This window comes from Kineococcus rubinsiae, from assembly GCF_011839805.1.
GTDB lineage: Bacteria > Actinomycetota > Actinomycetes > Actinomycetales > Kineococcaceae > Kineococcus > Kineococcus rubinsiae.
Genome location: NZ_VWPY01000031.1, coordinates 25,370 through 49,441, shown reverse-complemented (window position 1 = coordinate 49,441; position 24,072 = coordinate 25,370). Strand labels below are relative to the sequence as shown.

At 74.9% G+C, this 24,072-nt stretch carries 26 protein-coding genes; 16 read left to right on the top strand and 10 right to left on the bottom strand.

All coding sequences use genetic code 11. The annotated features are described in order from the left end of the window. Nucleotides 1–24: 24 nt before the first annotated feature. The 3 genes from F1544_RS14935 (at nt 25) to F1544_RS14925 (ending at nt 3,705) form a co-directional block, all read left to right on the top strand. Nucleotides 25–1,215, top strand: a complete 1,191-nt coding sequence (locus tag F1544_RS14935) for a citrate/2-methylcitrate synthase (protein WP_167586737.1) — start codon at nt 25–27, stop codon at nt 1,213–1,215. 100 nt (nt 1,216–1,315) lie between these two features. Then, nucleotides 1,316–1,873, top strand: coding sequence for a heme NO-binding domain-containing protein (locus F1544_RS14930; protein WP_167586735.1), 558 nt, complete (start codon nt 1,316–1,318; stop codon nt 1,871–1,873). Beyond that, nucleotides 1,870–3,705: a putative bifunctional diguanylate cyclase/phosphodiesterase gene (locus tag F1544_RS14925; protein ID WP_167586733.1), complete on the top strand. Its 1,836-nt coding sequence runs from the start codon at nt 1,870–1,872 to the stop codon at nt 3,703–3,705. The genes F1544_RS14930 and F1544_RS14925 overlap by 4 nt, the downstream gene beginning before the upstream one ends. A 13-nt stretch (nt 3,706–3,718) precedes the next feature. Here the strand turns inward: F1544_RS14925 and F1544_RS14920 are convergent, their stop codons facing one another. From F1544_RS14920 to F1544_RS26445, 3 genes are read right to left on the bottom strand one after another with little or no spacing between them, the layout of a single operon-like run. After that, nucleotides 3,719–3,958 carry an acyl carrier protein gene (locus F1544_RS14920; protein WP_167586731.1) on the bottom strand — a complete coding sequence of 80 codons (240 nt, stop codon included), beginning with the start codon at nt 3,956–3,958 and terminating at the stop codon, nt 3,719–3,721. Next, nucleotides 3,931–5,889, bottom strand: a complete 1,959-nt coding sequence (locus F1544_RS26450) for an HAD-IIIC family phosphatase (protein ID WP_167586729.1) — start codon at nt 5,887–5,889, stop codon at nt 3,931–3,933. The genes F1544_RS14920 and F1544_RS26450 overlap by 28 nt, the downstream gene beginning before the upstream one ends. Further along, nucleotides 5,886–6,503: a serine O-acetyltransferase gene (locus F1544_RS26445; protein ID WP_208971923.1), complete on the bottom strand. Its 618-nt coding sequence runs from the start codon at nt 6,501–6,503 to the stop codon at nt 5,886–5,888. The genes F1544_RS26450 and F1544_RS26445 overlap by 4 nt, the downstream gene beginning before the upstream one ends. A gap of 293 nt (nt 6,504–6,796) precedes the next feature. Between F1544_RS26445 and F1544_RS14905 the strand changes: the two genes are divergently transcribed. From F1544_RS14905 to arfB, 5 genes are all read left to right on the top strand, one after another. Further along, entirely contained in the window at nt 6,797–9,304 is a 2,508-nt protein-coding gene (locus F1544_RS14905; RefSeq protein ID WP_167586727.1) for an ATP-dependent Clp protease ATP-binding subunit, read from the top strand. A 73-nt stretch (nt 9,305–9,377) separates the two neighbouring features. Then, complete coding sequence (locus F1544_RS14900) at nt 9,378–9,929, top strand: amino-acid N-acetyltransferase (RefSeq protein WP_373368086.1); 552 nt, start codon at nt 9,378–9,380, stop codon at nt 9,927–9,929. Then, the gene (locus F1544_RS14895; RefSeq protein WP_308470102.1) at nt 9,926–10,444 is read left to right on the top strand and encodes a gluconokinase; all 519 of its coding nucleotides are present in this window, start codon (nt 9,926–9,928) and stop codon (nt 10,442–10,444) included. Before F1544_RS14900 ends, F1544_RS14895 begins: the two co-directional genes overlap by 4 nt. A 13-nt stretch (nt 10,445–10,457) precedes the next feature. Beyond that, nucleotides 10,458–11,879, top strand: a complete 1,422-nt coding sequence (locus tag F1544_RS14890; protein WP_167586725.1) for a GntT/GntP/DsdX family permease — start codon at nt 10,458–10,460, stop codon at nt 11,877–11,879. Continuing rightward, a complete protein-coding gene (gene arfB / locus F1544_RS14885; RefSeq protein WP_167586723.1) occupies nt 11,879–12,304 on the top strand; it encodes an alternative ribosome rescue aminoacyl-tRNA hydrolase ArfB in 426 nt (141 codons plus the stop codon). Before F1544_RS14890 ends, arfB begins: the two co-directional genes overlap by 1 nt. Nucleotides 12,305–12,349: 45 nt before the next feature. On the opposite strand, the gene F1544_RS14880 is transcribed toward arfB, so the two are convergent. Further along, on the bottom strand, nt 12,350–13,216 hold the full coding sequence (locus tag F1544_RS14880) for an HhH-GPD family protein (protein WP_308470101.1): 867 nt from the start codon (nt 13,214–13,216) through the stop codon (nt 12,350–12,352). A gap of 96 nt (nt 13,217–13,312) precedes the next feature. On the opposite strand from F1544_RS14880, the gene F1544_RS14875 reads away from it, so the two are divergent. After that, nucleotides 13,313–14,014 carry a hypothetical protein gene (locus F1544_RS14875; protein ID WP_167586721.1) on the top strand — a complete coding sequence of 234 codons (702 nt, stop codon included), beginning with the start codon at nt 13,313–13,315 and terminating at the stop codon, nt 14,012–14,014. 4 nt (nt 14,015–14,018) lie between these two features. Here F1544_RS14875 and disA read toward each other — a convergent pair whose 3' ends face one another. The 5 genes from disA to F1544_RS14850 form a co-directional block, all read right to left on the bottom strand. Further along, nucleotides 14,019–15,104, bottom strand: a complete 1,086-nt coding sequence (gene disA / locus F1544_RS14870; protein ID WP_167586719.1) for a DNA integrity scanning diadenylate cyclase DisA — start codon at nt 15,102–15,104, stop codon at nt 14,019–14,021. A 96-nt stretch (nt 15,105–15,200) separates the two neighbouring features. Further along, nucleotides 15,201–16,583: a DNA repair protein RadA gene (radA, locus tag F1544_RS14865; protein WP_167586717.1), complete on the bottom strand. Its 1,383-nt coding sequence runs from the start codon at nt 16,581–16,583 to the stop codon at nt 15,201–15,203. Between the two features lie 55 nt (nt 16,584–16,638). Further along, nucleotides 16,639–17,004 (bottom strand): hypothetical protein, encoded by a 366-nt coding sequence (locus F1544_RS14860; RefSeq protein ID WP_167586715.1) that lies wholly within the window; start codon nt 17,002–17,004, stop codon nt 16,639–16,641. After that, on the bottom strand, nt 17,001–17,705 hold the full coding sequence (locus tag F1544_RS14855; RefSeq protein WP_167586713.1) for a class I SAM-dependent methyltransferase: 705 nt from the start codon (nt 17,703–17,705) through the stop codon (nt 17,001–17,003). The genes F1544_RS14860 and F1544_RS14855 overlap by 4 nt, the downstream gene beginning before the upstream one ends. A 10-nt stretch (nt 17,706–17,715) precedes the next feature. After that, on the bottom strand, nt 17,716–18,510 hold the full coding sequence (locus F1544_RS14850) for a DUF3109 family protein (RefSeq protein ID WP_167586711.1): 795 nt from the start codon (nt 18,508–18,510) through the stop codon (nt 17,716–17,718). A gap of 35 nt (nt 18,511–18,545) precedes the next feature. Between F1544_RS14850 and F1544_RS14845 the strand changes: the two genes are divergently transcribed. From F1544_RS14845 to F1544_RS14820, 6 genes are all read left to right on the top strand, one after another. Next, nucleotides 18,546–19,505 (top strand): Ppx/GppA family phosphatase, encoded by a 960-nt coding sequence (locus F1544_RS14845; RefSeq protein WP_167586709.1) that lies wholly within the window; start codon nt 18,546–18,548, stop codon nt 19,503–19,505. Between the two features lie 10 nt (nt 19,506–19,515). Continuing rightward, nucleotides 19,516–20,325, top strand: a complete 810-nt coding sequence (locus tag F1544_RS14840; protein WP_167586707.1) for a sugar phosphate isomerase/epimerase family protein — start codon at nt 19,516–19,518, stop codon at nt 20,323–20,325. Next, entirely contained in the window at nt 20,322–21,125 is an 804-nt protein-coding gene (gene proC, locus F1544_RS14835) for a pyrroline-5-carboxylate reductase (RefSeq protein WP_167586705.1), read from the top strand. The genes F1544_RS14840 and proC overlap by 4 nt, the downstream gene beginning before the upstream one ends. A 103-nt stretch (nt 21,126–21,228) precedes the next feature. Then, entirely contained in the window at nt 21,229–22,344 is a 1,116-nt protein-coding gene (locus F1544_RS14830) for an acetoin utilization protein AcuC (protein WP_167586757.1), read from the top strand. Nucleotides 22,345–22,482: 138 nt separating this feature from the next. Continuing rightward, nucleotides 22,483–22,683, top strand: a complete 201-nt coding sequence (locus tag F1544_RS14825; protein ID WP_167586703.1) for a helix-turn-helix domain-containing protein — start codon at nt 22,483–22,485, stop codon at nt 22,681–22,683. Nucleotides 22,684–22,758: 75 nt separating this feature from the next. After that, nucleotides 22,759–22,857, top strand: coding sequence for a 30S ribosomal protein bS22 (locus F1544_RS14820; RefSeq protein WP_012085056.1), 99 nt, complete (start codon nt 22,759–22,761; stop codon nt 22,855–22,857). 37 nt (nt 22,858–22,894) lie between these two features. On the opposite strand, the gene F1544_RS14815 is transcribed toward F1544_RS14820, so the two are convergent. Then, nucleotides 22,895–23,674 carry an HAD family hydrolase gene (locus F1544_RS14815; protein ID WP_167586701.1) on the bottom strand — a complete coding sequence of 260 codons (780 nt, stop codon included), beginning with the start codon at nt 23,672–23,674 and terminating at the stop codon, nt 22,895–22,897. Between the two features lie 34 nt (nt 23,675–23,708). Between F1544_RS14815 and F1544_RS14810 the strand changes: the two genes are divergently transcribed. Then, nucleotides 23,709–23,987 (top strand): glutaredoxin family protein, encoded by a 279-nt coding sequence (locus F1544_RS14810; protein WP_167586699.1) that lies wholly within the window; start codon nt 23,709–23,711, stop codon nt 23,985–23,987. Nucleotides 23,988–24,072 lie beyond the last annotated feature (85 nt).

The following is a 24,072-nucleotide window of genomic DNA, read 5'->3' as shown; positions in this document are numbered from 1 at the left end:
CGTCAAGTACCGGACAGTCCCGGCATGACGACGACTGCGGCGACGACCACCACGACGACCTCGGGAGCGCGCCCCGCGCCGCCCCTCGCCCCCGCCGGGCTCCGCGGCGTGGTGGTCACCGAGACCCGGCTGGGCGACGTCCTCGGCCAGGAGGGCAGCTACCACTACCGCGGGTACTCCGGCGTGGAGCTGGCCCGCACCCGCGACGTCGAGGACGGCTGGTTCCTCCTGCACCGGGGGCACCTGCCCTCGGCGGACGAGCACGCCGGCTTCGCGGCCGAGGTGCGCGGGGCCCGCGCCCTCGGCCCGGCCGTGCTGGCCGCCCTGCCCGGGATCGCCGCGGCCGGTGCGGCGGCCGCGCCCCTGACCGGCCTGCGCACGGCGCTGTCCCTGCTCGCCGCCGAGGAGGGGATGCGGCCCGTCCTCGACCTCGGACCGGAGCAGCGGGCCCGCGACGCGCTGCGGCTGTGCGCCGCCACCCCGACCGTCCTGGCCGCCCTGCACCGCCTGCGGGCCGGTCTCGCCCCCGTCGCGCCGCGCGCCGACCTCGGCACCGCCGCGAACTGGCTGTGGATGCTCGCGGGCCGCGAGGCGGACGCGCGCCACGTGCGCGCCGTCGAGCGCTACCTCGTCGCCACGCTCGACCACGGCTTCAACGCCTCGACGTTCACGGCCCGCGTCGTGGCCTCCACGGGCGCCGACGTCGCGGCCGCCGTCGTGGCCGCCCTGGGCGCCTTCTCGGGACCGCTGCACGGCGGCGCACCGGACCGGGCCCTCGCGGCCCTCGACGACATCGGCTCCCCGGACCGCCTGGACGCCTGGGTCCGCGCCCGCGTCGCGGCGGGGGAGCGGATCATGGGCTTCGGCCACGCGGTCTACCGGACGGCGGACCCGCGCGCGGTCCTGCTGCGGGAGACGGCGCAGGAGCTCGGCGGCGACCTCGTGGACTTCGCGACGGCCGTCGAGCGGCGCGTCGTGGAGGTGCTGGCCGAGCTCAAGCCCGGCCGCGAGCTGCACGCCAACGTCGAGTTCTACGCGGGCGTCGTGATGGAGCTCTGCGGGCTCGAGCGGGTCCTGTTCACGCCCACCTTCGCCGTCAGCCGGGTCGTCGGGTGGTGCGCCAACGTCCTCGAGCAGGCCGGCGAGGGCCGGGTCGTGCGCCCCGCCGCGCGCTACGCGGGCCCGCCGCCCCGGCCGGTGCCGCCGCGGGGCTGAGCGGAGCAGCCGGCGCGACACGCTCCAGGAGCACCCCGCGCGTGCCGATGCCCGACAGCGGGGTCCCCGACGTGGCCTGCCCCGTCCCGAGGAGGCTGCCGTGTACGGACTCGTCAACACCGCCGTCGCCGACCTGGCGCGCGCCGTGGGGGGCGACGCCACGTGGGAGGCGATCCGCACCCGCGCGCAGGTGAGCGAGTCCTCCTTCGTCGGGATGACCGGCTACCCCGACGAGATCACCTACCGGCTCGTGCAGGCCGCGAGCGAGGAGCTCCAGCTCAGCGTCGACGACGTCCTCGTCGCCTTCGGCCGGCACTGGGTGACCTTCACCGCCGCGCAGGGCTGGGGGCCGCTGCTGCAGGCCGCGGGCGGCTCCGTCGCCGAGGTCCTGCGCGGGCTGGACGCCCTGCACGCCCGGGTCAGCCTGACGATGCCGGAGCTGCGCCCGCCGTCGTTCCGCTGCGACGAGCTCGACGCCTCCTCCCTCACGCTGCACTACTACTCCGACCGGCCCGGTCTGTCCTCGATGGTCGTCGGCCTCGTCGAGGGGCTCGGCGAGCTGCTGGGCCAGGTGGCCACGGCGACCCGGACCCGCTCGACCGCGGACGGCGCCGACCACGACGAGTTCCTCGTCCGGCACGCATCGCGGCTCCCGTGACGCGTCCGGGCGACCTCCCTGGCCACCTCCCCGGCGACCTGCTCGAGCAGGTCCTCGCGGAGGCGTTCCCCTTCCACCTCGTGCTCGACGGCGCCGGCACGGCCGTCCGCGTGGGGCCGTCGCTGCGCACCGCCTGCCCCGGCCTCGTGCCGGGGGTCGCGGTGGCCGACCACCTCGTGGTCCGCAGCCCGCGGGGCACCGGCTGGTCCTTCGGCCGCGGGGCGCCGGCCCCCACCGGGCTCGTCCTCGTCGCCGCCGCGAGCGGCCCGCTCGTGCTGCGCGGTCAGCTGCTGACCCTGCCCGCCGGCGTCCTGCTGCTGGGCTCGCCGTGGGTGACGACGCTGTCCGACCTAGACCGCCTCGGCCTGCGCCTGGACCACTTCGCGGCGGCCGACCCGGTGACGGACTTCGTGATGATGCTGAGCGCGCAGGCCAGCGCCCTCGCCGACGCCCGCCACCTCGCCCGCGAGCTCGAGGCGCGCGCCGCGGAGCAGGCGCACCAGGCCGCCCACGACGCCCTGACGGGGCTGCCGAACCGCGCGCACTTCACGACCCGGCTCGCGGCGGCGCTGCAGGAGACCCGCGCGGGCGGCAGCGTCGCCGTGGTGCTGCTCGACCTCGACCGCTTCAAGGAGGTCAACGACACCCTCGGCCACCACTGCGGCGACCAGCTGCTCACCCAGGTCGGCCCCCGCATCCGCGAGACGCTGCGCGAGGGCGAGCTGGTGGCGCGCCTGGGCGGCGACGAGTTCGGCCTCGTCCTGGCCACGCCCGAGGAGGGCGAGGCCGCCACCGCGGACGTCCTGCGGGTCGTGCGCCGCGTCCTGCACGCCTTCGACGAGCCCTTCCTCGTCGACGGCGTCACGCTCACGCTCGCCGCGACCGCGGGCGTCGCCGTGGCGCCCGAGCACGGCGACACGCAGGCCGCGCTCCTGCAGCACGCCGACGTCGCGATGTACGTCGCCAAGGCCGCCCACGAGGCGGTGGCCGTCTACCGCTCGTCCCTGGACGACCACGACCCGCGCAAGCTGCGGCTGCTCGCCCAGCTGCGCGCGGGCATCGACGCGGGGGAGCTGGTGCTGGACTACCAGCCGCTGCTCGACCTGGGCAGCGGCCGCGTGCGTGGCGTCGAGGCGCTCGTGCGCTGGGAGCACCCGCAGGAGGGCCGGCTGCCCCCGTCGGAGTTCGTGCCGCTCGCCGAGAGCAGCGGCCTCGTGCACCCCCTGACGCACGAGGTGCTCGCCCAGGCCTGCGAGCAGGCGCGCCGCTGGGAGCTCGCGGGCCGCCCGCTGGTCGTCTCCGTCAACGTCTCCGCCCGCTGCCTGCTGGACGAGACGCTGCCCGACCGCGTGGCCCGCGAGCTGGCCCGCACGGGCCTGCCGGCGCGGCTGCTGAAGCTCGAGGTCACCGAGAGCGCGATCATCGCCGACCCGCGCCGCGCCCAGGCGGTGCTGGAGCGGCTGCGGGCCCTGGGCACGACGCTGTCGATCGACGACTTCGGCACGGGCTACACCTCGCTGGCCTCGCTGCGCGACCTGCCCGTCGGCGAGCTGAAGATCGACCGGTCCTTCGTCACGGCCATGCTCGACGAGCCGCGCGGCGCGGCGATCGTGCGCACCGGCATCGAGCTCGCGACGCGGCTGGGCATGGCCTCCGTCGCCGAGGGCATCGAGGACGCCGCCACGCTCGCGGCGCTCGCCGACCTCGGCTGCACGACGGCGCAGGGCTACCACGTGGCCCGGCCCATGCCCGCGGCGCAGCTCGACGCGTGGCTGGCGGCGCGCGCGCCGGTGCACGAGCGCCGCCCGCTGGTCGCCGGCGGCGCCGCCTAGGCCCGGCGGGCCGTCAGGAGACCTTGCGCTCCACGGCCCGGCGCAGCTCCCCGACGGTGCCGAAGCCCGACATCTCCGTGTCGCTGAAGACGATGCCGAACTCGGACTCGATGCTGAACATGAGCCCGACGTGCGCGAGGGAGTCCCACGCGGGCACCGACTCCGCGGTCAGGTCGTCGTGCAGCTCGAGGCCGGGGTCGGCCAGCACCTCGCGGAAGACGCGGGTCAGGCGGTCGTCGACGTCGTGGGGCACGGGTCCTCCAGGGATCGGGGGCGGGGTGCGCCGGCGGTCAGGTCGACCACCGGGGTCAGGTCGATGAGCACGGGCGGCCCCGGCAGCGGGTCGCCGGAGACCTGGTGCACCCACCGGGTGCTGCCGTCGGCGTCCGCCGCGCCGTCCGGGACGAAGCCCGCGTCGGCGAAGGCGCGCGCCGCGGGCTCGTTGCGCCCGCTGGGGACGTGGACGCCCACGAGGCGGCGCCGGCCGTCGCGGCGCGCGGCCTCGAGCAGCCCCGCCAGGGCCGGGCCCTCGAGGCCCCGGCCGAGCACGCGGCAGGACATCAGCCAGGTGTCGACGACGAGGTCGGACTCCTCCGGCACCGCGAGGAGCACGCCGATCAGCCCGTGGTCGGCGTGGGCGTCGCGCAGGCGCAGGGCCTGGGCGACCGCGCCGGGGCGGGCCGCGAGCTCGCGGACCGCGGCCTCGGTGTGGCGGCGTGTGGTCAGGTTGAACTGGTTGGTCTTGCCGATGAGCTGGACGACCCGGCGCAGGTTGTCCTCCCCGACCGGCTCGACCGTCAGCACCATCTCCAGGCCGGCGAGGAACTCCTCGCGGGAGCCGGCCCCGTCGCGGGCGCGGGCCACCTCGGCCCGGGCCCGGTAGGAGGAGGTGCGCCGGGCGTCCTCCTCGGTCAGCGAGGCCGTCTCCATGCCGGGGAACTCCGCGAGGGCCCGGACGAAGCCCGCGGGGTCGGCGGGCAGCGCGACGACGCCGACCTCGGGCAGGGCCCGCCGGACCTGCTCGCGCTCGACGGGGTTGTCGTCGACGAAGACGAAGGAGTCCAGGCCGAGGCCGAGCTCCCCGGCGAGCCGGGCGATCTGGTCGGCCTTGGGCTCCCACGTGGCCAGGAAGGCCGCGAAGTGCTCCAGCCCGAGCCGCATCTCGGGCCGCTGCTCGAAGGGCGCGCGGGCGTCGGCGTCGTTGTTCTTGGACACGACGGCCAGCAGGACCCCGCGCTGCTGCAGGCGCCGCAGGTGCTCCTGGAAGGCCTGGAACGCCTCACCCGCGGGGCCGTCGCCCACGAGCACGCCCCCGACGCCGTCCTCGCCGACGACCCCGCCCCACAGGGTCCCGTCGAGGTCGCAGACGACGACCTTGCGCTGCAGGCCGACGGCCGCGGCGAGCACCTGGGTCACGGCGCGCGCCAGCAGGGGCAGGGCGCCGAGGCCGACGGCGTGCTTGGACAGGAACCAGTACCGCTCGTCGGCGTAGGTGCGGGCGCCGGCCGTGGCCGCGACGGCCTCGGCGTCGACGAGGTGCACGCCGGGGGGCAGGTCGTCGCCCAGGGCGAGGTTCAGGGCGCGCAGCTGCCGGCGGCGGGCGCCGGGCAGCGCGACGGCGAAGCTGCCGAACTCGTCGTCGACGGGGGGCACGAAGGTGGTCTGCAGGACGAGCGCGCCGAGGTCGTCGCGCAGGGCCGACCACAGCGAGCGCCAGCGCGCGGCCTCGGCCTCGAGGTCCTGCGCGGGCGTCGCGGAGTGCGCCGGGAAGCGGGCCTCGCGCTGGTCGACGGCCAGCAGCACGACCTCCGGGCGGAAGGCGTGCAGCGGCGACTGCGGGTCCAGCACCTCCAGCTGGTACTGCCCGTACGGCGCCTCGTAGAGGTCCAGGGCGATGCCGTGGGCCGCGGCCGCGAGCCGCAGCAGGGGCACGAGGTGGCCCGTGGTGTGGCTGCCCAGCACGGCCAGGCGCACGGTGCGCCGCGCCCAGGAGCCGGCGGGCAGGCCGGCGACGAGGCGCGCGCCGGCCAGCCAGGGCGGCAGCTCGGTCGTCGCGCCGGTCAGGGCGCCCAGCAGGCGCACCGCGGCCGCCGGGTCCTGCTCCGCGAGCTCGCCGGCCCGGCGCAGCAGCTCCGGCGGGGCCGCGGTGTCCCAGGTGGCGCCGCGGGCCTGCTCCGCGCTCACCGCTCGCCCTCCTGCCGGGCGAGGACGGCCGCGGGCAGGCCCACGGTGCGCGGCGGCGGGGCGAGGACGCGGCTGCCGGCCCCGACGTTGGTGAGGACCACGACGTTCGGGCCGAGCACCGCGCCGTCGCCGATCGTCACGGCGCCCACGACGACCGCACCCGCGCCGACGGACACGCCGCGACCGAGGACGGGGGCCTGGGCGGCGAAGCGCTCGCCGTCGGCGATGGCCGCGCCGAGCGTGACGCCCTGGCGCAGCGTGCAGTCGTCGCCGATGCGGCTGTGGGGGTGGATGACGATGCCGGACTGGTGGGCGACCTTCACGCGGCGCCCGAGCTCCGCCGTGGGCGGCAGCTCGATGCCGTAGGCGTTGCGGACCAGGACGTGGGCGAGCGTCGTCAGCTTGCGGGTCACCGTGCGGGCCCACGGCGGCGCGGACGTCCGCGACCAGGCGCCCAGGCGGTAGGCGACGACGGCCTGGGTCCCCGGCCGCAGGAGGCCGTCGTTGCGCCGGACGTCCTCCCGCAGCTGCGCGAGCAGGCCGATGGGCGCGTCCGGCGGGCCCTGTGGCTCCCCGTCCTGCGTGCTCCCGGCCGCGCGTGTCTCAGGCGCCACGTTCCCCCCTACAGGTCGGTGCTCCCGGCATCCTCCCGCGACGGCGCCCCCCGGCACCCTCACGTGGCGTGAGGATAGCCGCAGCACACCCCCTCCCGCAGTACGCCACCAGCGAACGTGGATGGCGGAACACCCCCTGCGGGGCGCAGGTTGGTACCCACGACCGGACACGAACAGCTCACGACCTCGCGGTGACAGCCGATGGGAGCGAGACTGGCAGTGCCCGGGTCTAGCATCGGAGTGGTCCGCTGGGGGACAGCCCCCTGGACCCGACCACCCGCGAGGAGCGCCGCATGTTCGAGAGGTTCACCGACCGCGCCCGACGGGTCGTCGTCCTGGCCCAAGAAGAGGCCCGGATGCTCAACCACAACTACATCGGGACCGAGCACATCCTGCTCGGCCTGATCCACGAGGGCGAAGGCGTCGCCGCGAAGGCCCTCGAGTCGCTGGGCATCTCGCTGGACGCCGTCCGCGAGCAGGTCCAGGAGATCATCGGGCAGGGCCAGCAGGCCCCGTCGGGTCACATCCCCTTCACCCCGCGGGCCAAGAAGGTCCTCGAGCTCTCGCTGCGCGAAGCGCTGCAGCTGGGGCACAACTACATCGGGACCGAGCACATCCTGCTCGGCCTCATCCGCGAGGGCGAGGGCGTCGCCGCCCAGGTCCTCGTGAAGCTCGGAGCCGACCTCAACCGGGTGCGCCAGCAGGTCATCCAGCTGCTGTCGGGCTACCAGGGCAAGGAGCCCGCGGCGGCCGGCGGCCCGCAGGAGGGCACCCCGTCCGGCTCCCTGGTCCTCGACCAGTTCGGCCGCAACCTGACCCAGGCCGCCCGCGAGGGCAAGCTCGACCCGGTCATCGGTCGCGACCCGCAGATCGAGCGCGTCATGCAGGTGCTGTCGCGCCGCACGAAGAACAACCCGATCCTCATCGGCGAGCCCGGCGTCGGCAAGACCGCCGTCGTCGAGGGCCTGGCCCAGAGCGTCGTGCGCGGCGAGGTGCCGGAGACGCTCAAGGACAAGCAGATCTACACCCTCGACCTCGGCGCGCTCGTGGCCGGCAGCCGCTACCGCGGTGACTTCGAGGAGCGCCTGCGCAAGGTCCTCAAGGAGATCCGCACCCGCGGCGACATCATCCTGTTCATCGACGAGATCCACACGCTCGTCGGGGCCGGTGCGGCCGAGGGCGCGATCGACGCCGCCTCCATCCTCAAGCCGATGCTGGCGCGCGGTGAGCTGCAGACCATCGGGGCGACGACCCTCGACGAGTTCCGCAAGCACATCGAGAAGGACCCGGCCCTGGAGCGGCGCTTCCAGCCCATCCAGGTCCCGGAGCCCAACCTCGCCCACGCCATCGAGATCCTCAAGGGCCTGCGCGACCGGTACGAGGCGCACCACCGCGTCTCGATCACCGACGCGGCGCTCGTCGCGGCGGCCACGCTGGCCGACCGCTACGTCAACGACCGCTACCTGCCCGACAAGGCGATCGACCTGATCGACGAGGCGGGCGCGCGACTGCGCATCCGCCGCATGACCGCACCGCCGGACCTGCGCGAGTTCGACGAGCGCATCGCCGACGTCCGCCGCGAGAAGGAGAGCGCGATCGACGCGCAGGACTTCGAGAAGGCCGCGTCGCTGCGCGACAAGGAGAAGAAGCTCCTGGCGCAGAAGGGCGAGCGCGAGAAGCAGTGGAAGTCCGGCGACATGGACGTCATCGCCGAGGTCGACGAGAACCTGATCGCCGAGGTCCTCGCCACCGCGACGGGCATCCCGGTCTTCAAGCTGACCGAGGAGGAGTCCACCCGCCTGCTCAAGATGGAGGACGAGCTCCACCTGCGGATCGTCGGTCAGAACGACGCGATCCGTGCGCTGTCCCAGGCCATCCGGCGCACCCGCGCCGGGCTGAAGGACCCCAAGCGCCCCGGTGGGTCGTTCATCTTCGCCGGCCCCACCGGCGTCGGGAAGACCGAGCTGGCCAAGGCCCTAGCCGAGTTCCTCTTCGGTGAGGAGGACGCGCTCATCCAGCTCGACATGAGCGAGTTCTCGGAGAAGCACACCGTCTCCCGGCTCTTCGGCTCGCCCCCCGGCTACGTGGGCTACGAGGAGGGCGGGCAGCTCACCGAGAAGGTGCGCCGCAAGCCGTTCTCCGTGGTCCTCTTCGACGAGGTCGAGAAGGCCCACCCGGACATCTTCAACTCGCTCCTGCAGATCCTGGAGGACGGTCGCCTGACCGACTCCCAGGGCCGCTCGGTGGACTTCAAGAACACCGTGATCATCATGACGACGAACCTGGGCACCCGGGACATCTCCAAGGGTGTCGCGACCGGCTTCGCCGCCTCGGGCGGGACGCAGACGAACTACGACCGGATGAAGGCCAAGGTCAACGAGGAGCTCAAGCAGCACTTCCGCCCCGAGTTCCTCAACCGCGTCGACGACATCGTCGTCTTCCCCCAGCTGTCGCAGGACGAGATCATCCAGATCGTCGACCTCATGCTGGCGAAGCTCGACGATCGCCTGAAGGACAAGGACATGGGGATCGAGCTGAGCCCCTCGGCCAAGATCCTCCTGGCCACCAAGGGCTACGACCCCGTGATGGGGGCCCGGCCGCTGCGCCGGACCATCCAGCGCGACGTCGAGGACGTCCTCTCGGAGAAGATCCTCTTCGGCGAGCTGCGCCCCGGCCAGATCGTCCTCGTCGACACCGAGGGCGAGGGCGTGGAGCAGAAGTTCACCTTCGAGGGCACCCTCAAGGAGGACCTGCCCGTCACCGTGCCGGTGGACGCCAGCGGGGCAGCCGACCCCGAGTGACGTGACCTGATCGGACCGCCGAGGCCCGGTACCCCCCGCGGGGGGTACCGGGCCTCTGCGCGTGTCTGGGAGGATCACCGCTGTGAGCACCGCCGGGACCGTCGTGACGGTGCGCCCCGCCCGCACGCCCGACGTCCCGGCGATGCGGCGGCTCGTCGAGTCCTACGCGCAGGAGCGGATCCTGCTCGCCAAGGAGACGATCACCCTCTACGAGGCCGTGCAGGAGTTCGTCGTGGCCGAGGTCGACGGCGAGGTCGTCGGCTGCGGGGCCGTGCACGTGCTGTGGGAGGACCTCGCCGAGGTCCGCACCCTCGCCGTGGACCCGCGGCTGCGCGGCACCGGCGTCGGGCACCGGCTGCTGGACGCCCTGCTGCAGCGCGCCGACGACCTCGGCGTCACCCGGCTGTTCTGCCTCACCTTCGAGACGCGGTTCTTCGCGGCCCACGGCTTCGTGGAGATCGAGGGCACCCCCGTGGCGCCCGAGGTCTACGCCGAGATGCTGCGCTCCCACGACGAGGGGGTCGCGGAGTTCCTCGACCTGGCTCGCGTCAAACCCAACACCCTGGGCAACGCCCGGATGCTGCGGGTCGTCCCCGCGGCCGGCCAGCAGGAGGACCCCGCGTGAGCAACCCCCCCACCACGACCGTGATCGTCATGGGCGTCTCGGGCAGCGGCAAGACGACCGTCGCCACCGGGGCCGCCGAGGCCCTGGGCTGGAAGTACTCCGAGGGCGACGACTTCCACCCGCCCGCCAACGTCGAGAAGATGCGCTCGGGGCACCCCCTGGACGACGACGACCGCTGGCCCTGGCTGCGCGACATCGCCTCCTGGATCGGCGACCGCGAGAAGCTGGGCGAGAGCGTGGTCGTCACCTGCTCCGCGCTCAAGCGCAGCTACCGCGACCTGCTCTCCGACGGCCACCCGTCGGTCGTCTTCTGCGAGCTCGAGGTGCCCGCCGCGGTCCTGGCCGACAGGATGGCGCACCGGGAGAACCACTACATGCCCGCCTCCCTGCTGCGCAGCCAGCTCGACACCCTCCAGCCCCTGCAGCCCGACGAGCGAGGCTTCGTCGTCCCCGTCGAGGGGGGCGAGGACGCCGTGCTCGCCGAGGTGCTCCGCAGCCTGCAGCGCTACGTCTGAGGAGACCCCGCCCATGCAGTCAACCGTCGCCGCGGCCGTGCAGGCCGCCGCCTGGTCAGGTCACGACACCCGCCTCGTCGTCGCCGCGGTGCTCGGCATCGTCGTCGTCGTCGTCACGGTCTCGTGGGCCAAGCTCAACCCGTTCATCGCCCTGCTGCTCGGCTCCGCCGTGCTCGGCCTGGTCGCCGGCCTCTCGGTGCAGGACATCGTCGCGTCGTTCTCCATCGGTCTCGGCGACGCCGACGGCACGGCCGGCGGTGCGGGCAAGACCTTCGCCGACGTCGGCATCCTCGTCGCGCTGGGTGCGGTGCTCGGCCGCTTCCTCGCCGACAGCGGGGGAGCCAGCGAGATCGTCGACCGCATCGTGGCCAAGGTCCCGGGCCGGGGGCTGCCGTGGGCGCTCGCCGGTGCGGCGGCCCTGGTCGGGCTGCCCCTGTTCTTCGAGATCGGCCTCGTCCTCATCGTCCCGATCGTCCTGCTGGTCGCCAAGCGCACGGGGCGCCCGGTGCTCGCGCTCGGCATCCCCGCGCTGGCCGGGCTCTCGGTGCTGCACGGCTTCGTGCCGCCGCACCCGGGGCCGCTGGTCGCCATCGCCCAGCTCAACGCCGACCTGGGGCGCACCCTGGGCTTCGGCCTGCTGCTGGCCATCCCCACGGTCATCATCGCCGGCCCGCTGCTGGCCCCGCTGGTCTCCCGCTTCGGGCCGCAGGACGCCAGCCACCTGCCCACCTCGGGCGGGGACCTCGGCGGCGCCGAGGAGGGCACCCGCCGCCCCAGCCTCGCGGCGACGCTGGCCGTCGTGCTGCTGCCCGTCGTGCTGATGCTGGCCCGGGCCGTGGCGGAGATCGTCTCCTCCAAGGGCAACGCGGTCCACGACCTGCTCTTCGCGCTCGGCACGCCGCTGGTGGCGCTGCTCCTGGGCGCCATCGCGGCCATCCTGCTGCTGGGCCTCGGCGTCGGCATGGACCGGCACCGCATCGGTTCCACGATCGACGCCTCGCTGCCGCCCATCGCCTCGACGCTGCTGATCATCGCGGCGGGCGGCGGGTTCAAGCAGGTCCTCGTGGACGCGAAGGTCGGTGAGCTCGTCGGCCAGCAGGCCGCGGCGCTCAGCCTGTCGCCGCTGATCCTGGGCTGGCTCGTCGCGGTCCTCATCCGCGTCGCCACCGGCTCGGCGACGGTGGCCACCATCACCGCGGCCGGCATCGTCGCGCCGCTGGCGGGGGACCTGTCCGCCAACCACCTCGCGCTGCTCGCGCTCGCCATCGGCGCCGGCTCGCTGTTCTTCTCCCACGTCAACGACGTGGGCTTCTGGCTGGTCAAGCAGTTCTTCGGCCTCACGGTCGGGCAGACGCTGAAGAGCTGGTCGGTCATGGAGACCGTCATCTCCGTCGTCGGGCTCCTCGGGGTGCTGCTGCTCAGCACCGTCGCCTAGTGGAGGGTGACCTGGTCGTGAACCGCCGGGTCACCGTCCCGGCGGCGGAGCTGCACGAGCGGTTCTCCCGGGCGAGCGGGCCGGGCGGGCAGGGCGTGAACACGACGGACTCGCGCGTCGAGCTGTCCTTCGACGTCGCCCGCTCGCCCGCCCTGCCCGAGGACCTGCGCGAGCGGGCGCTGGAGCGGCTCGCGGGGCGCCTCGTCGACGGGGTCGTCACCGTCGTGGCCTCCGAGCACCGCGCGCAGCTGCGCAACCGGGCCGCCGCGGCGCAGCGGCTGACCGAGCTGCTCGCGGCGGCCGTCGCGCCCGACCCGCCGAAGCGCCGGCCGACGCGCCCCACGCGCGGTTCGCAGCGGCGGCGGCTGGAGGGCAAGCGGGCCCGCGGCGACGTCAAGCGCCTGCGCCGCAGCACCGACGACTGACCCCTCCGTGATCATGCAGGTATTCCCTGCATGATCACGGAGGGGTCAGGTGCCCGGCAGGGCGAAGCGGCCGTCGGGGAGCGGCTCGACCAGGCCGTCGGTGACGAGCCCCGCCAGGCAGCGCTCGCGCTGCGCGTCGTCGCTCGTCCACGCCGCCGCGAGGTCGTCCGCCCCCACGGGGCCGGGCGCCTCCCGCAGCACCGCGAGCAGCCGCCCGCGGACCTGCCGGTCGGTGCCCGCCCAGGCCTGACCGCGCCGGGCCGGGCCCTCGTGCGCCGGACGGCCCGCGAGCACCCACGCGCACTCGTCGAGCAGCGGGCACTGCGGGCACCTCGGGGCCCGCGCCGTGCAGACCAGCGCCCCGAGCTCCATGACGGCGACGCCCCAGCGGGCGGACGTCTCCGGGTCGGCGGGCAGCAGGTCGACCGCGAGGCGGGTCTCGGCGCTGGTCAGGGCCGGGGCGGGCTCGGCCGCGCCCGTCACGGCGCGCGCGTGCACCCGGCGGACGTTGGTGTCCACGACGGCGTGCCGGGCCCGGAAGGCGAAGGCCGCGACCGCAGCCGCGGTGTACGCGCCCACGCCGGGCAGCGCCAGCAGGTCGGCGTGCTCGGAGGGCACGCGGCCGTCGTGCTCGGCGGTGATGGCCGCGGCGGCGGCGTGCAGGCGCAGGGCGCGCCGCGGGTAGCCGAGCCGTCCCCAGGCCCGCACGGCCTCGCCCGGGGCGTCCGCGGCGAGGTCGGGCGGCGTCGGCCAGCGTTCCATCCACGCCGCCCAGGCGGGCAGGACGCGGACCACGGGCGTCTGCTGGAGCATCACCTCGCTGACGAGGACGCCCCACGGCGAGCACTCCGGATCCCGCCACGGCAGGTCCCGGGCGTTCGCGGAGTACCAGTCGAGGACGGCGTCGAGCACGCCCGATGGTCGCACGCTGTGATCCCTTGCGGCGCAACCGAGCCGCGCGGCGCGCCTTCCCCCACCGCAGGCGCCCGGCCCCCTACGGTTCGCCGCGTGAGCAGCATGTTGCACCCCGTCGGGCCCGAGCGCCGCACGACCTACTGGCGACGCCGCCTCGTGGTGGTCCTCGTGCTGATCGCCCTCGTGGTCGCGATCACCGTGCTCGTGCGCAGCCTGGGCTCCGACGCGGACGCGCAGCCGAAGGGGCAGGGCGTCATCGACCCCGCGGCCGTCTCGCCCACGGTCACGGGTACGCCCCCGCCCAGCTCGGCCCCCGCGACCCCCAGCCCCAGCACCAGCACCCAGACGGGGGCGGCGACGGCCACGCCCAGCACGTCGGTCGCCTGCTCACCCGCGCAGCTGTCCGTCACGGCCGCCACCGACGTGCCGGTCTACGGCCCCAACGCGAACCCGCAGCTGAAGGTCATCGTGCAGAACACCGCCGGGGCCGGCTGCGAGACGCGCGTGGGCGCCGGCACCCGGACGTTCGTCGTCCGGGACGCCTCGGGCGCGCAGGTGTACTCCTCGGCCGACTGCGCCCCGTCCACGGCCGCGACGACCGTCGGGCTGCTCGCGAAGGACCAGGAGCAGGGCGACGACTCCGACACGACCGTCATGACGCAGAAGTGGAGCCGCGAGCGCTCCGCCCCCGGCTGCCCCACGGGCCTGCCCGCGGTCGAGGAGGGCGTCTACACGCTCACCGGGACGTGGAACGACGTGCCGCTGACGCCGGTGAGCTTCTCGCTGACGGGGTGAGCCGTCAGACGTAGCGCTCGAGGATGCTCGACTCGGCCAGGCGCGAGAGGCCCTCGCGCACGGCGCGGGCGCGCTGCTCGCCGACGCCGTCGACGGTCATCAGGTCGTCGATGCTCGCGGCCAGCAGCTTCTGCAGGTCGCCGAACTGGTCGACGAGGCGCTCGACGATCGCGCCGGGCAGGCGCGGGATGCGGTTGAGCAGGCGGAAGCCCTTGGGGCTGACCGCGGAGTCCAGGGAGTCCCCGCCGACGCTGAACCCCAGCACCCGGGCGACCTGCGTGAGGTCGACGAGGTCGGTGGAGTCCACCTCGGCCAGGTCCTCCAGCACCACGTCGAGCGGGCCCTCGTGGCGGGTCGACTCGAAGTAGTCGCGAACGACGAGCTCGCGGTCGGGGCCGACGCCGCCGATGAGCTCGTCCAGCTGCAGGGACAGCAGCCGGCCGTCGACGCCGAGCTCGACGACGTAGCCGGAGATCTCGTCGGCGATGCGGCGGACCATCTCGATGCGCTGCACGACCGAGCAGACGTCGCGGACCGTGACGAGGTCCTCGATCTCCAGCGCCGACAGCGTCCCGGTGACCTCGTCGAGGCGGGCGCGGTAGCGCTCCAGCGTCGCGAGGGCCTGGTTCGCGCGGCCGAGGATCGCGTCGGAACCCTCGAGCACGTAGCGCCGCGCTCCGAGGTAGACGGCGACGATGCGCATGGACTGCGACACGGAGATGACGGGGTAGCCGGTCTGCTTCGCGACGCGCTCGGCGGTGCGGTGGCGGGTCCCGGACTCGGACGTCTCGATCGAGGAGTCGGGCACGAGCTGGACGGCCGCGCGCAGGATCCGGGAGACGTCGCGGTCCAGGACGATCGCGCCGTCCATCTTCGCGAGCTCGCGCAGGCGCGTCGCGGAGAACGTCACGTCGAGGCTGAAACCGCCGGTGGACAGGGCGTCGACGGTGCGGTCGAAACCCAGCACGATCAGGGCGCCGGTGCGGCCCCGGAGGATGCGCTCCAGCCCGTCACGGAGTTCTGTGCCCGGGGCCAGCACCGCGAGGGTGGCCCGGAGCAGGTCGTCGGGCGTGCGGTCTGCGGTCGCCACCGTGCCCTCCTCGCGGACGAGGGCCGCTCACGGCCGATCGGATCTCTGGTGCTCCCTGTCGCGGCGCAGTCTAGCCGTGCGCCGCCGGTGCGCGTCTCAGCGGACCAGCCGGGCGTGGCGCACGGCGTCCGCGAGCGTCGCGGCCTCGTGGACGCGGATCCCGGCCGGCGCCTTGCCCGGGGGCACCGATCCCGTGGGGACCACGGCCGCGGTGAACCCGAGGCGCGCGGCCTCCGACAACCGCCGGGGGACACCGGAGACGCTGCGGACCTCCCCGGCGAGCCCCACCTCGCCGAAGGCCACGAAACCCGCCGGCAGGGGTTCGTCGAGGCTCGCGCTGGCCACGGCCAGGGCCACCGCCAGGTCGACGGAGGGTTCGGTGAGCTTCACGCCGCCGACGGTGGCGACGTAGGTGTCCTTGTCGGCGATCTTCAGGCCGAGGCGGCGCTGCAGGACGGCGAGGACCATGGCGATCCGGCTGCTCTCCAGCCCGCTCGTCACGCGCCGCGCGCTGCCGGGGGCGGGTTCGCTCGCGACGAGCGCCTGCAGCTCCGCGAGCAGCGGGCGGCGGCCCTCCAGCGTCACGGTGATGCAGGTACCGGGCACCCGCTCGGGCGTCGCGGAGACGAACAGCATGCTCGGGTCGGGCAGCCCCGCGATCCCGTCCTCGGACAGGTCGAAGCAGCCCACCTCGTCGGTCGGGCCGTAGCGGTTCTTCACCGCGCGCAGCAGCCGCAGCCGGGAGTGCCGCTCGCCCTCGAACTGGCACACGACGTCGACGAGGTGCTCCAGCGTGCGGGGGCCGGCGATCGAGCCGTCCTTGGTGACGTGCCCGACGAGCAGCGTCGACATCCCGCGGCGCTTGGCGGCGGCGATGAGCGCGCCCGCGACCTCCCGCACCTGCGTGACGCCGCCCGCCGCGCCCTCCACAGCACCCGAGGCGACGGTCTGCACCGAGTCGACGACGAGCAGGTCGGGGGCGGAGTGCTCGACGTGGCCGAGCACGGTGGCGAGGTCGGTCTCCGAGGTCAGCAGGAGCCGGGGCCGCAGCGCCCCGATGCGCTCGGCCCGCAGGCGCACCTGCGCCGCGGACTCCTCGGCGGTGACGTAGAGGACGGTGCGCCCGCTGGAGGCCACGCGCGAGGCCGCGTCGAGCAGGAGGGTGGACTTGCCGACGCCGGGCTCGCCCGCCATGAGGACGACGGCCCCGGGCACGAGCCCACCGCCGAGGACGCGGTCGAACTCCTCGACGCCGGTGGGCGTGGCGCGCGCGGCCTCGACGTCCACCTCGGCGATGGGGCGGGCGGGCTCGCGGACCTGCGCGGGGACCGTGGTGCGCACCACGGGGGAGCCGAGCTCGGCGATCGTCCCCCAGGCCTGGCACTCGCCGCAGCGGCCGGCCCACTTGGCCGTCTGCCAGCCGCACTCCGCGCACGCGTAGGCGGGGCGGACGGTGCGGGTCGTGCTCTTCGAGGGCATGGTCGTCACGCTAGACGCGGCGTCCGACAAGCCCTCTCACGCCGGGCGGGGCGTCTCAGGTGCCGTAGAGGACCTTCATGGTCGTCATCAGCATGCCGAGCGTGGCCAGGGTGAAGCTGGGCACGAAGGCGAGGATCGCGGCGCCGATGCTGCCGGTCTTGCGGTAGAGCAGGTACGCGGAGAACACCATGACCAGGCAGCCGGCGAGCGTGAAGGCCAGCCCGACGACGATGCGCGACGTGCTCGCGGCCTCGTAGGGGTTCGCGCCCAGCAGCACCAGCGGCACGATCCCGGCGAGCACGAGGCCCACGACCCAGACGCCGAGCGCGACGACGACGCCCCGGGTCGGCTGCAGCTTGCGCATGGGGGCCAGCGCCCGCTGGCCGTCCGTCGGGGCGGTGCTCGTGTGCGCGTGGCTCATGACCCCATCATCCACGCTCGCGTGCGCGATCGCAGCACCACCGCGTAGTCGACCGAGGTCCCGGCGTGCTCCGCCAGCAGCTCCGCCGCCAGCCGCGGCGCGAACTCGATGCCCACGACCGCCTCGAGGTCCGCGCGGGTGTCGAACTCCCAGCTCACCGTGAGCCGCTGCTGCTCCCACCCGCGGCGCGCGAAGAACCGGTCGACGGCGCGCTGGTCCCACGAGGGCAGGGAGCGGCGGAACCAGGCGCCGAACGTCGAGCGGGAGGCGTCGTTGTCGATGACGAAGGCCGTCCCCCCGGGCCGCAGCACGCGGTCCAGCTCCGCGAGCCCCGGTTCGCAGCCCGGGCCGAAGAAGTAGGCCCACCGGGCGTGCACGACGTCGACGCTCGCGTCCGGCAGCGGCAGCTCCTCGGCGGAGCCCGCCAGCACCCGGACCCGCTCGAGCCCCGCGGTGCGCCGGCGCGCCAGCTCCACCAGCGGCGGGTGCGGCTCGACGCCCGTCACCGTCGCGGCGCTCGCGGCGAAGCGGGGCAGGTGGAAGCCCGTGCCGCAGCCCACGTCCAGGACGTCCGCGCCGGCCCAGTCGTGCACGGCCCGCATGGCCGCCTCGAGCTGCTGCGGCCGGTCCACGGCGAGGTTCTCCAGCTCGTACACGCCGGGGGAGTGCCACACGTTCGGGCTCGGGACGACCCCCTTCACGCGGGCCTCCTCACGCGCGCGAGCGGTCCGCGGGGTGCACGGTCAGCGGCAGCAGCCGGCGGTGCGCCGACGCGCCCGCCGAGCGGGCCACGAGCGAGTCGCAGTGCCGGGCCAGCTCGGCGTAGGGCGCGTCCCCGATCAGCTCCCGCAGCTCCGCCTCCATGCTGCGGAAGACCGGGCGGGTGCCGACGTGGGCCGCGGGGTTGCCCGTGCAGTACCAGTCGAGGTCGTGGCCGCCCTCGCCCCAGCCGCGGCGGTCGTACTCGGCGATGCTCACCTCGAGGTAGGTGGTGCCGTCGCCGCGGGTCACGGTGCGGTAGCTGCGCTTGAGGGGCAGCTGCCAGCACACGTCGGGCTTCAGCGTGAGCGGGTCCACGCCCTCGGTGACCGCCAGGACGTGCAGGGCGCAGCCCGCCCCGCCCGCGAAGCCCTGCCGGTTGGCGAAGATGCAGCCGCCGTCGACGACGCGGGTCTTGCGCGCGCCGTCCTCGACCTCGGTCCAGCCGCCGTTGGCCTTGCGGCCCGTCTCGAAGTGCTGCCACGTCTCGGGGGTCAGCCGCTTGACCGCCGCCCGGACCCGCTTCTCGTCCGCGGGCTCGGTGAAGTGCGCGCCCAGGCTGCAGCAGCCCACGTTGACGGAGTCCTCGTAGATGCCGGGACAGCCGTTGCCGAAGATGCACGACCAGTCCGAGGTCAGCCACGTCAGGTCGCAGCGGTAGACCGTGTCGGGGGCGTCGCCGCCGTCCTCGGGATCGGGGAACTCGACCCACAGCCGCGGGCCGTCCAGGGGTGTCTCGACGCTCACCCGGACCACGGTAGGTCGTCCACTACGGTCGCGGCATGCGGCTGGGCGTTCTCGACGTGGGCTCCAACACGGTCCACCTCCTCGTGGTCGACGCCCACCCCGGCGCCCGTCCGCTCCCGGCGAGCTCGACCAAGCGCCTGCTGCGCCTGGCCGAGCACCTGGACGCCGACGGGGCGATCGACGACGCGGGGGTCGCGGCGCTGACCTCGGCCGTCGCCGCGGCGGCGCACGCGGCCGAGGACGCCGGGGCCGAGGAGCTGCTGGCCTTCGCGACGTCCGCCGTGCGCGAGGCGGCCAACGGCGACGCCGTCCTGGACCACGTCGCGGCCGAGACGGGCGTGCGGCTGCAGGTGCTGCCGGGCTCCGCCGAGGCCGACCTGACCTTCCTCGCCGTCCGCCGCTGGTTCGGCTGGTCCGCGGGCCGGCTGCTCGTCCTCGACATCGGCGGCGGCTCGCTGGAGATCGCCGCCGGGCTCGACGAGGTCCCCGACACCGCGGTCTCCCTGCCCCTGGGTGCGGGCCGGCTCACGCGCGACCGGCTGCGCGGGGACCCGCCGAGCCCGGAGGACGTGCGCGAGACGCGCCGCTACGTGCGCCGCCAGGTCGCGAGCTGCGTGCGCGAGGTGACGCGCGCGGGCACCCCCGACCTCGTGGTGGCCACCAGCAAGACGCTGCGCACCCTGGCCCGCGTCACGGGGGCTGCGGCCCCCGCCGCCGGGCCCCGGCTGCGCCTGGACGAGCTGACCCCGTGGGTGCCGCGGCTCGCGGAGATGGACCTGGCGGGGCGCCACCGGCTGCCCGGGGTCAGCGAGGAGCGCGCGCCGCAGCTGCTCGCGGGGGCGCTCGTGGCCGAGGCCACCCTCGACCTGCTGGGCGTCGCGGAGGCCGTGGTCTGCCCGTGGGCGCTGCGCGAGGGGATCATCCTGCGCCGCTTCGACGCCATCGCCGCGCCGGTGGCGAGCGCCGGGGCGCCCGGCGCGCCGAGCGCGGTCTAGCGTGGGGGCCATGGGATCCATCCCGGTAGGCCTCTCGACCTCGTGCTCCTACCCCGAGTCCACGACGGCGGCCTTCGAGATCGCCTCCCGTCTGGGCTACGACGGGCTCGAGGTCATGGTGTGGACCGACCCGGTCAGCCAGGACGGCGTCGCCATCCAGCGCCTCGTCGAGCACTACGGGCTGCCCGTGCTCTCCATCCACGCCCCGACCCTGCTGCTGACGCAGCGCATCTGGGGCCGCGGTGACCCGTGGGGCAAGGTCGAGAAGTCGTGCGAGCTCGCGGCCGGCCTGGGCGCGAGCACCGTGGTCGTGCACCCGCCGTTCCGCTGGCAGCGCGACTACGCCTCCGGCTTCGTGGACGGCATCCGGGAGCTCGAGCGGCGCACGGGCGTGGTCCTGGCCGTGGAGAACATGTTCCCGTGGCGGGCGCGCGGCCGGGAGGTCGTGGCCTACGCGCCGGGCTGGGACCCGACCGACCACGACTACGAGCACCTGACGCTGGACATCTCCCACGCCGCGACGTCGGGGATGGACGCGCTCGCCCTGGCGCAGGCCTTCGGCGACCGCCTCGCGCACCTGCACCTGTGCGACGGGTCGGGCTCCATCAAGGACGAGCACCTGGTGCCGGGCGAGGGCTCGCAGCCCTGCGCCGAGGTCCTGCAGCACCTGGCCCGCTCGGGCTTCGACGGCAACGTCGTGATGGAGGTCAACACCCGCAAGGCCCGCGGCCGCTCCGAGCGCGAGGCCGAGCTGGCCGCCGCCCTCGCCTTCGCCCGCACCCACCTCGCCATGGCCGACGTGCCGGGCGGCGCCGCGTGAGCGAGACGCTCGCGCTGGTGGGGGCCGGGGTGATGGGGCAGACGCTGCTCGGCGGGCTGCTGCGCGCGGGGCGCGACCCGGGCAGCGTCGTGGTCGTCGACCGCCGCTCGGGGCGCGGTGAGGAGCTGCACGAGCGCTTCGGGGTCCGGGTCGTCGACGACGTGACCGAGACCGCCGCGGCCGCCACCGTCGTGCTGGCCGTGAAGCCGCAGGACATGGGCGACCTGCTCGACTCCCTGGCGGGCCACCTGGCGCCGGACGCGCTCGTGGTCTCGCTCGCGGCGGGCATCACGACGGCGTTCTGCGAGGCGCGGCTGCGCCCCGGCACGGCCGTCGTGCGGGTCATGCCGAACACCCCCTCCCTCGTGGACGAGGGCATGGCGGGCCTGGCGCCCGGCAGCTCGTGCAGCGAGGAGGACCTGGCGCTCGCGGAGCAGCTGCTGCGCTCGTGCGGGCGCACCGCGGTGCTCGCCGAGAAGCACCTCGACGCCGTCACGGCCCTGTCGGGGTCGGGGCCCGCGTACGTGTTCTACGTCGTGGAGGCCATGGTCGAGGCGGGCGTCCTGCTGGGGCTGCCCCGCGCCACGGCCACCGAGCTCGTCGTCCAGACCGTCGTCGGCGCGGGCGCCATGCTGCGCGAGACGGGCCAGCACCCCACCGTCCTGCGCGAGCAGGTCACCTCACCGGCCGGGACGACGGCCGCGGCCCTGCGCCAGCTCGACGAGTCGGGCGTGCGGGCCGCGATGGTCTCCGCCGTCGAGGCCGCCTGGACCCGCTCCCGGCAGCTGTCGGGCAGCTGACGTGAGCCCCACCCCCGCCACCCCGGCCGCCGGCACCGGCGAGCAGGTCCGCGTCGTCTGGGACCCGGTCTTCAACCAGTACGACTTCGGGCGCTGGCACCCCATGGCCCCGATCCGCCTGGACCTCACGGCCCGCCTCTGCGACCAGCTGGGCCTGTTCGACGTGCCGGGCCTCTCGGTGGTCTCCGCGCAGCCCGCGGACGACGCGCTGCTGCAGACCGTGCACGAGGAGGCCTACGTGCGGGCCGTGCGGGCCGCGTCGGCGGACCCCCGGACGGCGCGCGCGGACTACGGGCTGGGCACCGAGGACGACCCCGCGTTCCCCGGGATGCACGACGCCGCGGCGCGCATCGTGGGCGGCTCGGTCGACCTGGCTCGCGCGGTGCTGGCCGGCGAGGTGCCGCACGGCGTCAACTTCTGCGGCGGGATGCACCACGCCAAGCCCGGCTGCGCGAGCGGCTTCTGCGTCTACAACGACGCGGCCGTGGCCATGCGGGCCATGCTCGACGCGGGGGCCGAGCGGATCGCCTACGTCGACCTGGACGTCCACCACGGCGACGGGACCGAGGCGGCCTTCTGGGACGACCCGCGGGTGCTGACGATCAGCGTCCACGAGTCCGGCACCACGCTCTTCCCCGGCACGGGGTACGCGGACGAGCTGGGCGGCCCGCACGCCCTGGGCGGTGCCGTGAACCTCGCCCTGCCCGCCGGGCTCGGGGACGCGGGCTGGCTGCGGGCGCTGCACGCCGTCGTGCCCCAGCTCGTGACCTCCTTCGCCCCCGACGTGCTGGTCACGCAGCACGGCTGCGACACCCACGACCTGGACCCGCTGGGCCACCTCACCGTCTCCGTGGACGCCCAGCGCCGGGCGTCGGAGTCGATGCACGAGCTCGCGCACGCGGCGACGGGCGGGCGCTGGCTCGCGCTGGGCGGCGGCGGCTACGAGGTCGTCGACGTCGTGCCCCGCACGTGGGCGCACCTGGTCGCGATCGCCTCCCACCGGCCCCTGGACCCGTCGACCCCGGTGCCGGAGGAGTGGCTCGCGCACGCGGCGGAGCTCACGGGCCACCCCGCGCCGCCCCTGATGACGGACGGCCGCACGGCGGACTACACGGGCTGGGAGTCCGGCTACGACCCGGAGTCGGCGCTGGACCGCGCGGTGCTCGCGACCCGCCGGGCGGCCTTCCCCCTGCACGGCCTGGACCCCGACTTCGACTGAGCGTCGAGCCCGGGTGACGCCGCGTGCTGTCACTCTCGGTGAGTGTGTGGTCGCAGAGATCTTCCAGGTCGTCACTCCTGCCCCTACAGTGGGTTCTCAACGCGCCCTGGCGCGCGCGACGTGAAGGGTGCTGTGGGGATGCCTGATGACCACCCGCTGACCGACGTGCGGTTCCTGACCGTGGCCGAGGTGGCGTCGATGATGCGCGTGTCGAAGATGACGGTGTACCGGCTCGTGCACAACGGGGACCTCCCCGCGGTCCGGGTCGGGCGGTCGTTCCGCGTCCCCGAGGGGGCGGTCAACGACTACCTGCGCCAGTCGTTCATCGACACCGCGTAGACTCCCCCGCGGTTTGCCGCGTCACGCGGCATGACGCGAGAAGACCCGTCGAAGTCGAAGTGAGCGAGGACCCCCGTGGGCTCTGTCATCAAGAAGCGTCGCAAGCGCATGGCGAAGAAGAAGCACCGCAAGCTGCTTCGCCGCACGCGTCACCAGCGTCGCAACAAGAAGTGAGCTGACACCAGCTACCGCGCAGCGGGCGTCCCTGAAGTCAGGGGCGCCCGCTGCGTCGTTGCAGCAGTCCCGCGACGGAGACGACCGCCACGCCGGCGAGGCCGGCCGTGCCCAGGCGCAGGCTCCAGCGGGCCGCGGTGCGCCAGTGCCGGAACTCGTGCACGGGCCAGCCGTGCGCGCTCGCGTGCCGGCGCAGGGTCGCGTCGGGGTTGATCGCCACCGGCTGCCCGACCATCGACAGCAGCGGCAGGTCGTTGGCGGAGTCGGAGTAGGCCGCGCAGCGGGCCAGGTCCAGGCCCAGTCGGGCCGCGAGCTCGCGCACCGCGTGCGCCTTGGCCTCGCCGTGCAGGGGCTCGCCGATGAGCCGCCCGGTGTAGGTGCCGTCGACGTTCTCCGCCACGGTGCCCAGCGCCCCGGTCAGCCCCAGCCGCCGCGCGATGACGTCGGCGAGCTCCACGGGCGCGGCCGTCACCAGCCACACCGGGACGCCCGCGGCCAGGTGCCGCGAGGCCAGCGCCTGCGTGCCGGGGCGCACCTTCGCGCCGACGTACTCGTCGTAGACCTCCTCGCCGATGGCCCGCAGGTCCGCCGTCCGGTGCCCGGCCACCAGCGCCAGCGCCAGCTCCCGCACCTCCACGAGGTGGCCGAGGTTCTCCCCGCGCAGCGCGAAGTGCAGGGCGCGGCGCGCGAACAGCTGCAGCTCCCGGCGGGAGAAGAAGTGGCGGGCGTGCAGCCCGCGGGCGAGGTAGTACAACGAGGCACCGCGGACCATGGTGTTGTCCAGGTCGAAGAAGGCGGCCTCGGCCGGCTGAGGCATGCGGTCACCATAGGCCGCGGATCGGGGGGAACGGGTGGAGCAGGCGGACGGCGTCGCACGCGTGCAGCTGGTGTCGCGGGTGGGCTGCCACCTCTGCGACGACGGCCGGGAGGTCGTGCGCCGCGCGGTGGAGCAGGCGGGGGAGCGGTTCACCGAGGTCGACGTCGACGCGGACCCGGAGCTGCTGCGCCGCTACTCCGACCGGGTGCCCGTCGTCCTGGTCGACGGCGCCGAGACCGACTTCGGCCGCCTCGACGAGGCGCGCCTGGTCGCGGCCCTCGCGGGGCGCCGGTGGTGGCGTCGCCGCAGGTGACGGCCTCGGTGGAGACCCTCGTCACGCGAGGCCCCGACGACTTTGTGCGGGCCTTCACAAGCGCTTACGCTGGACGTCGCACGAA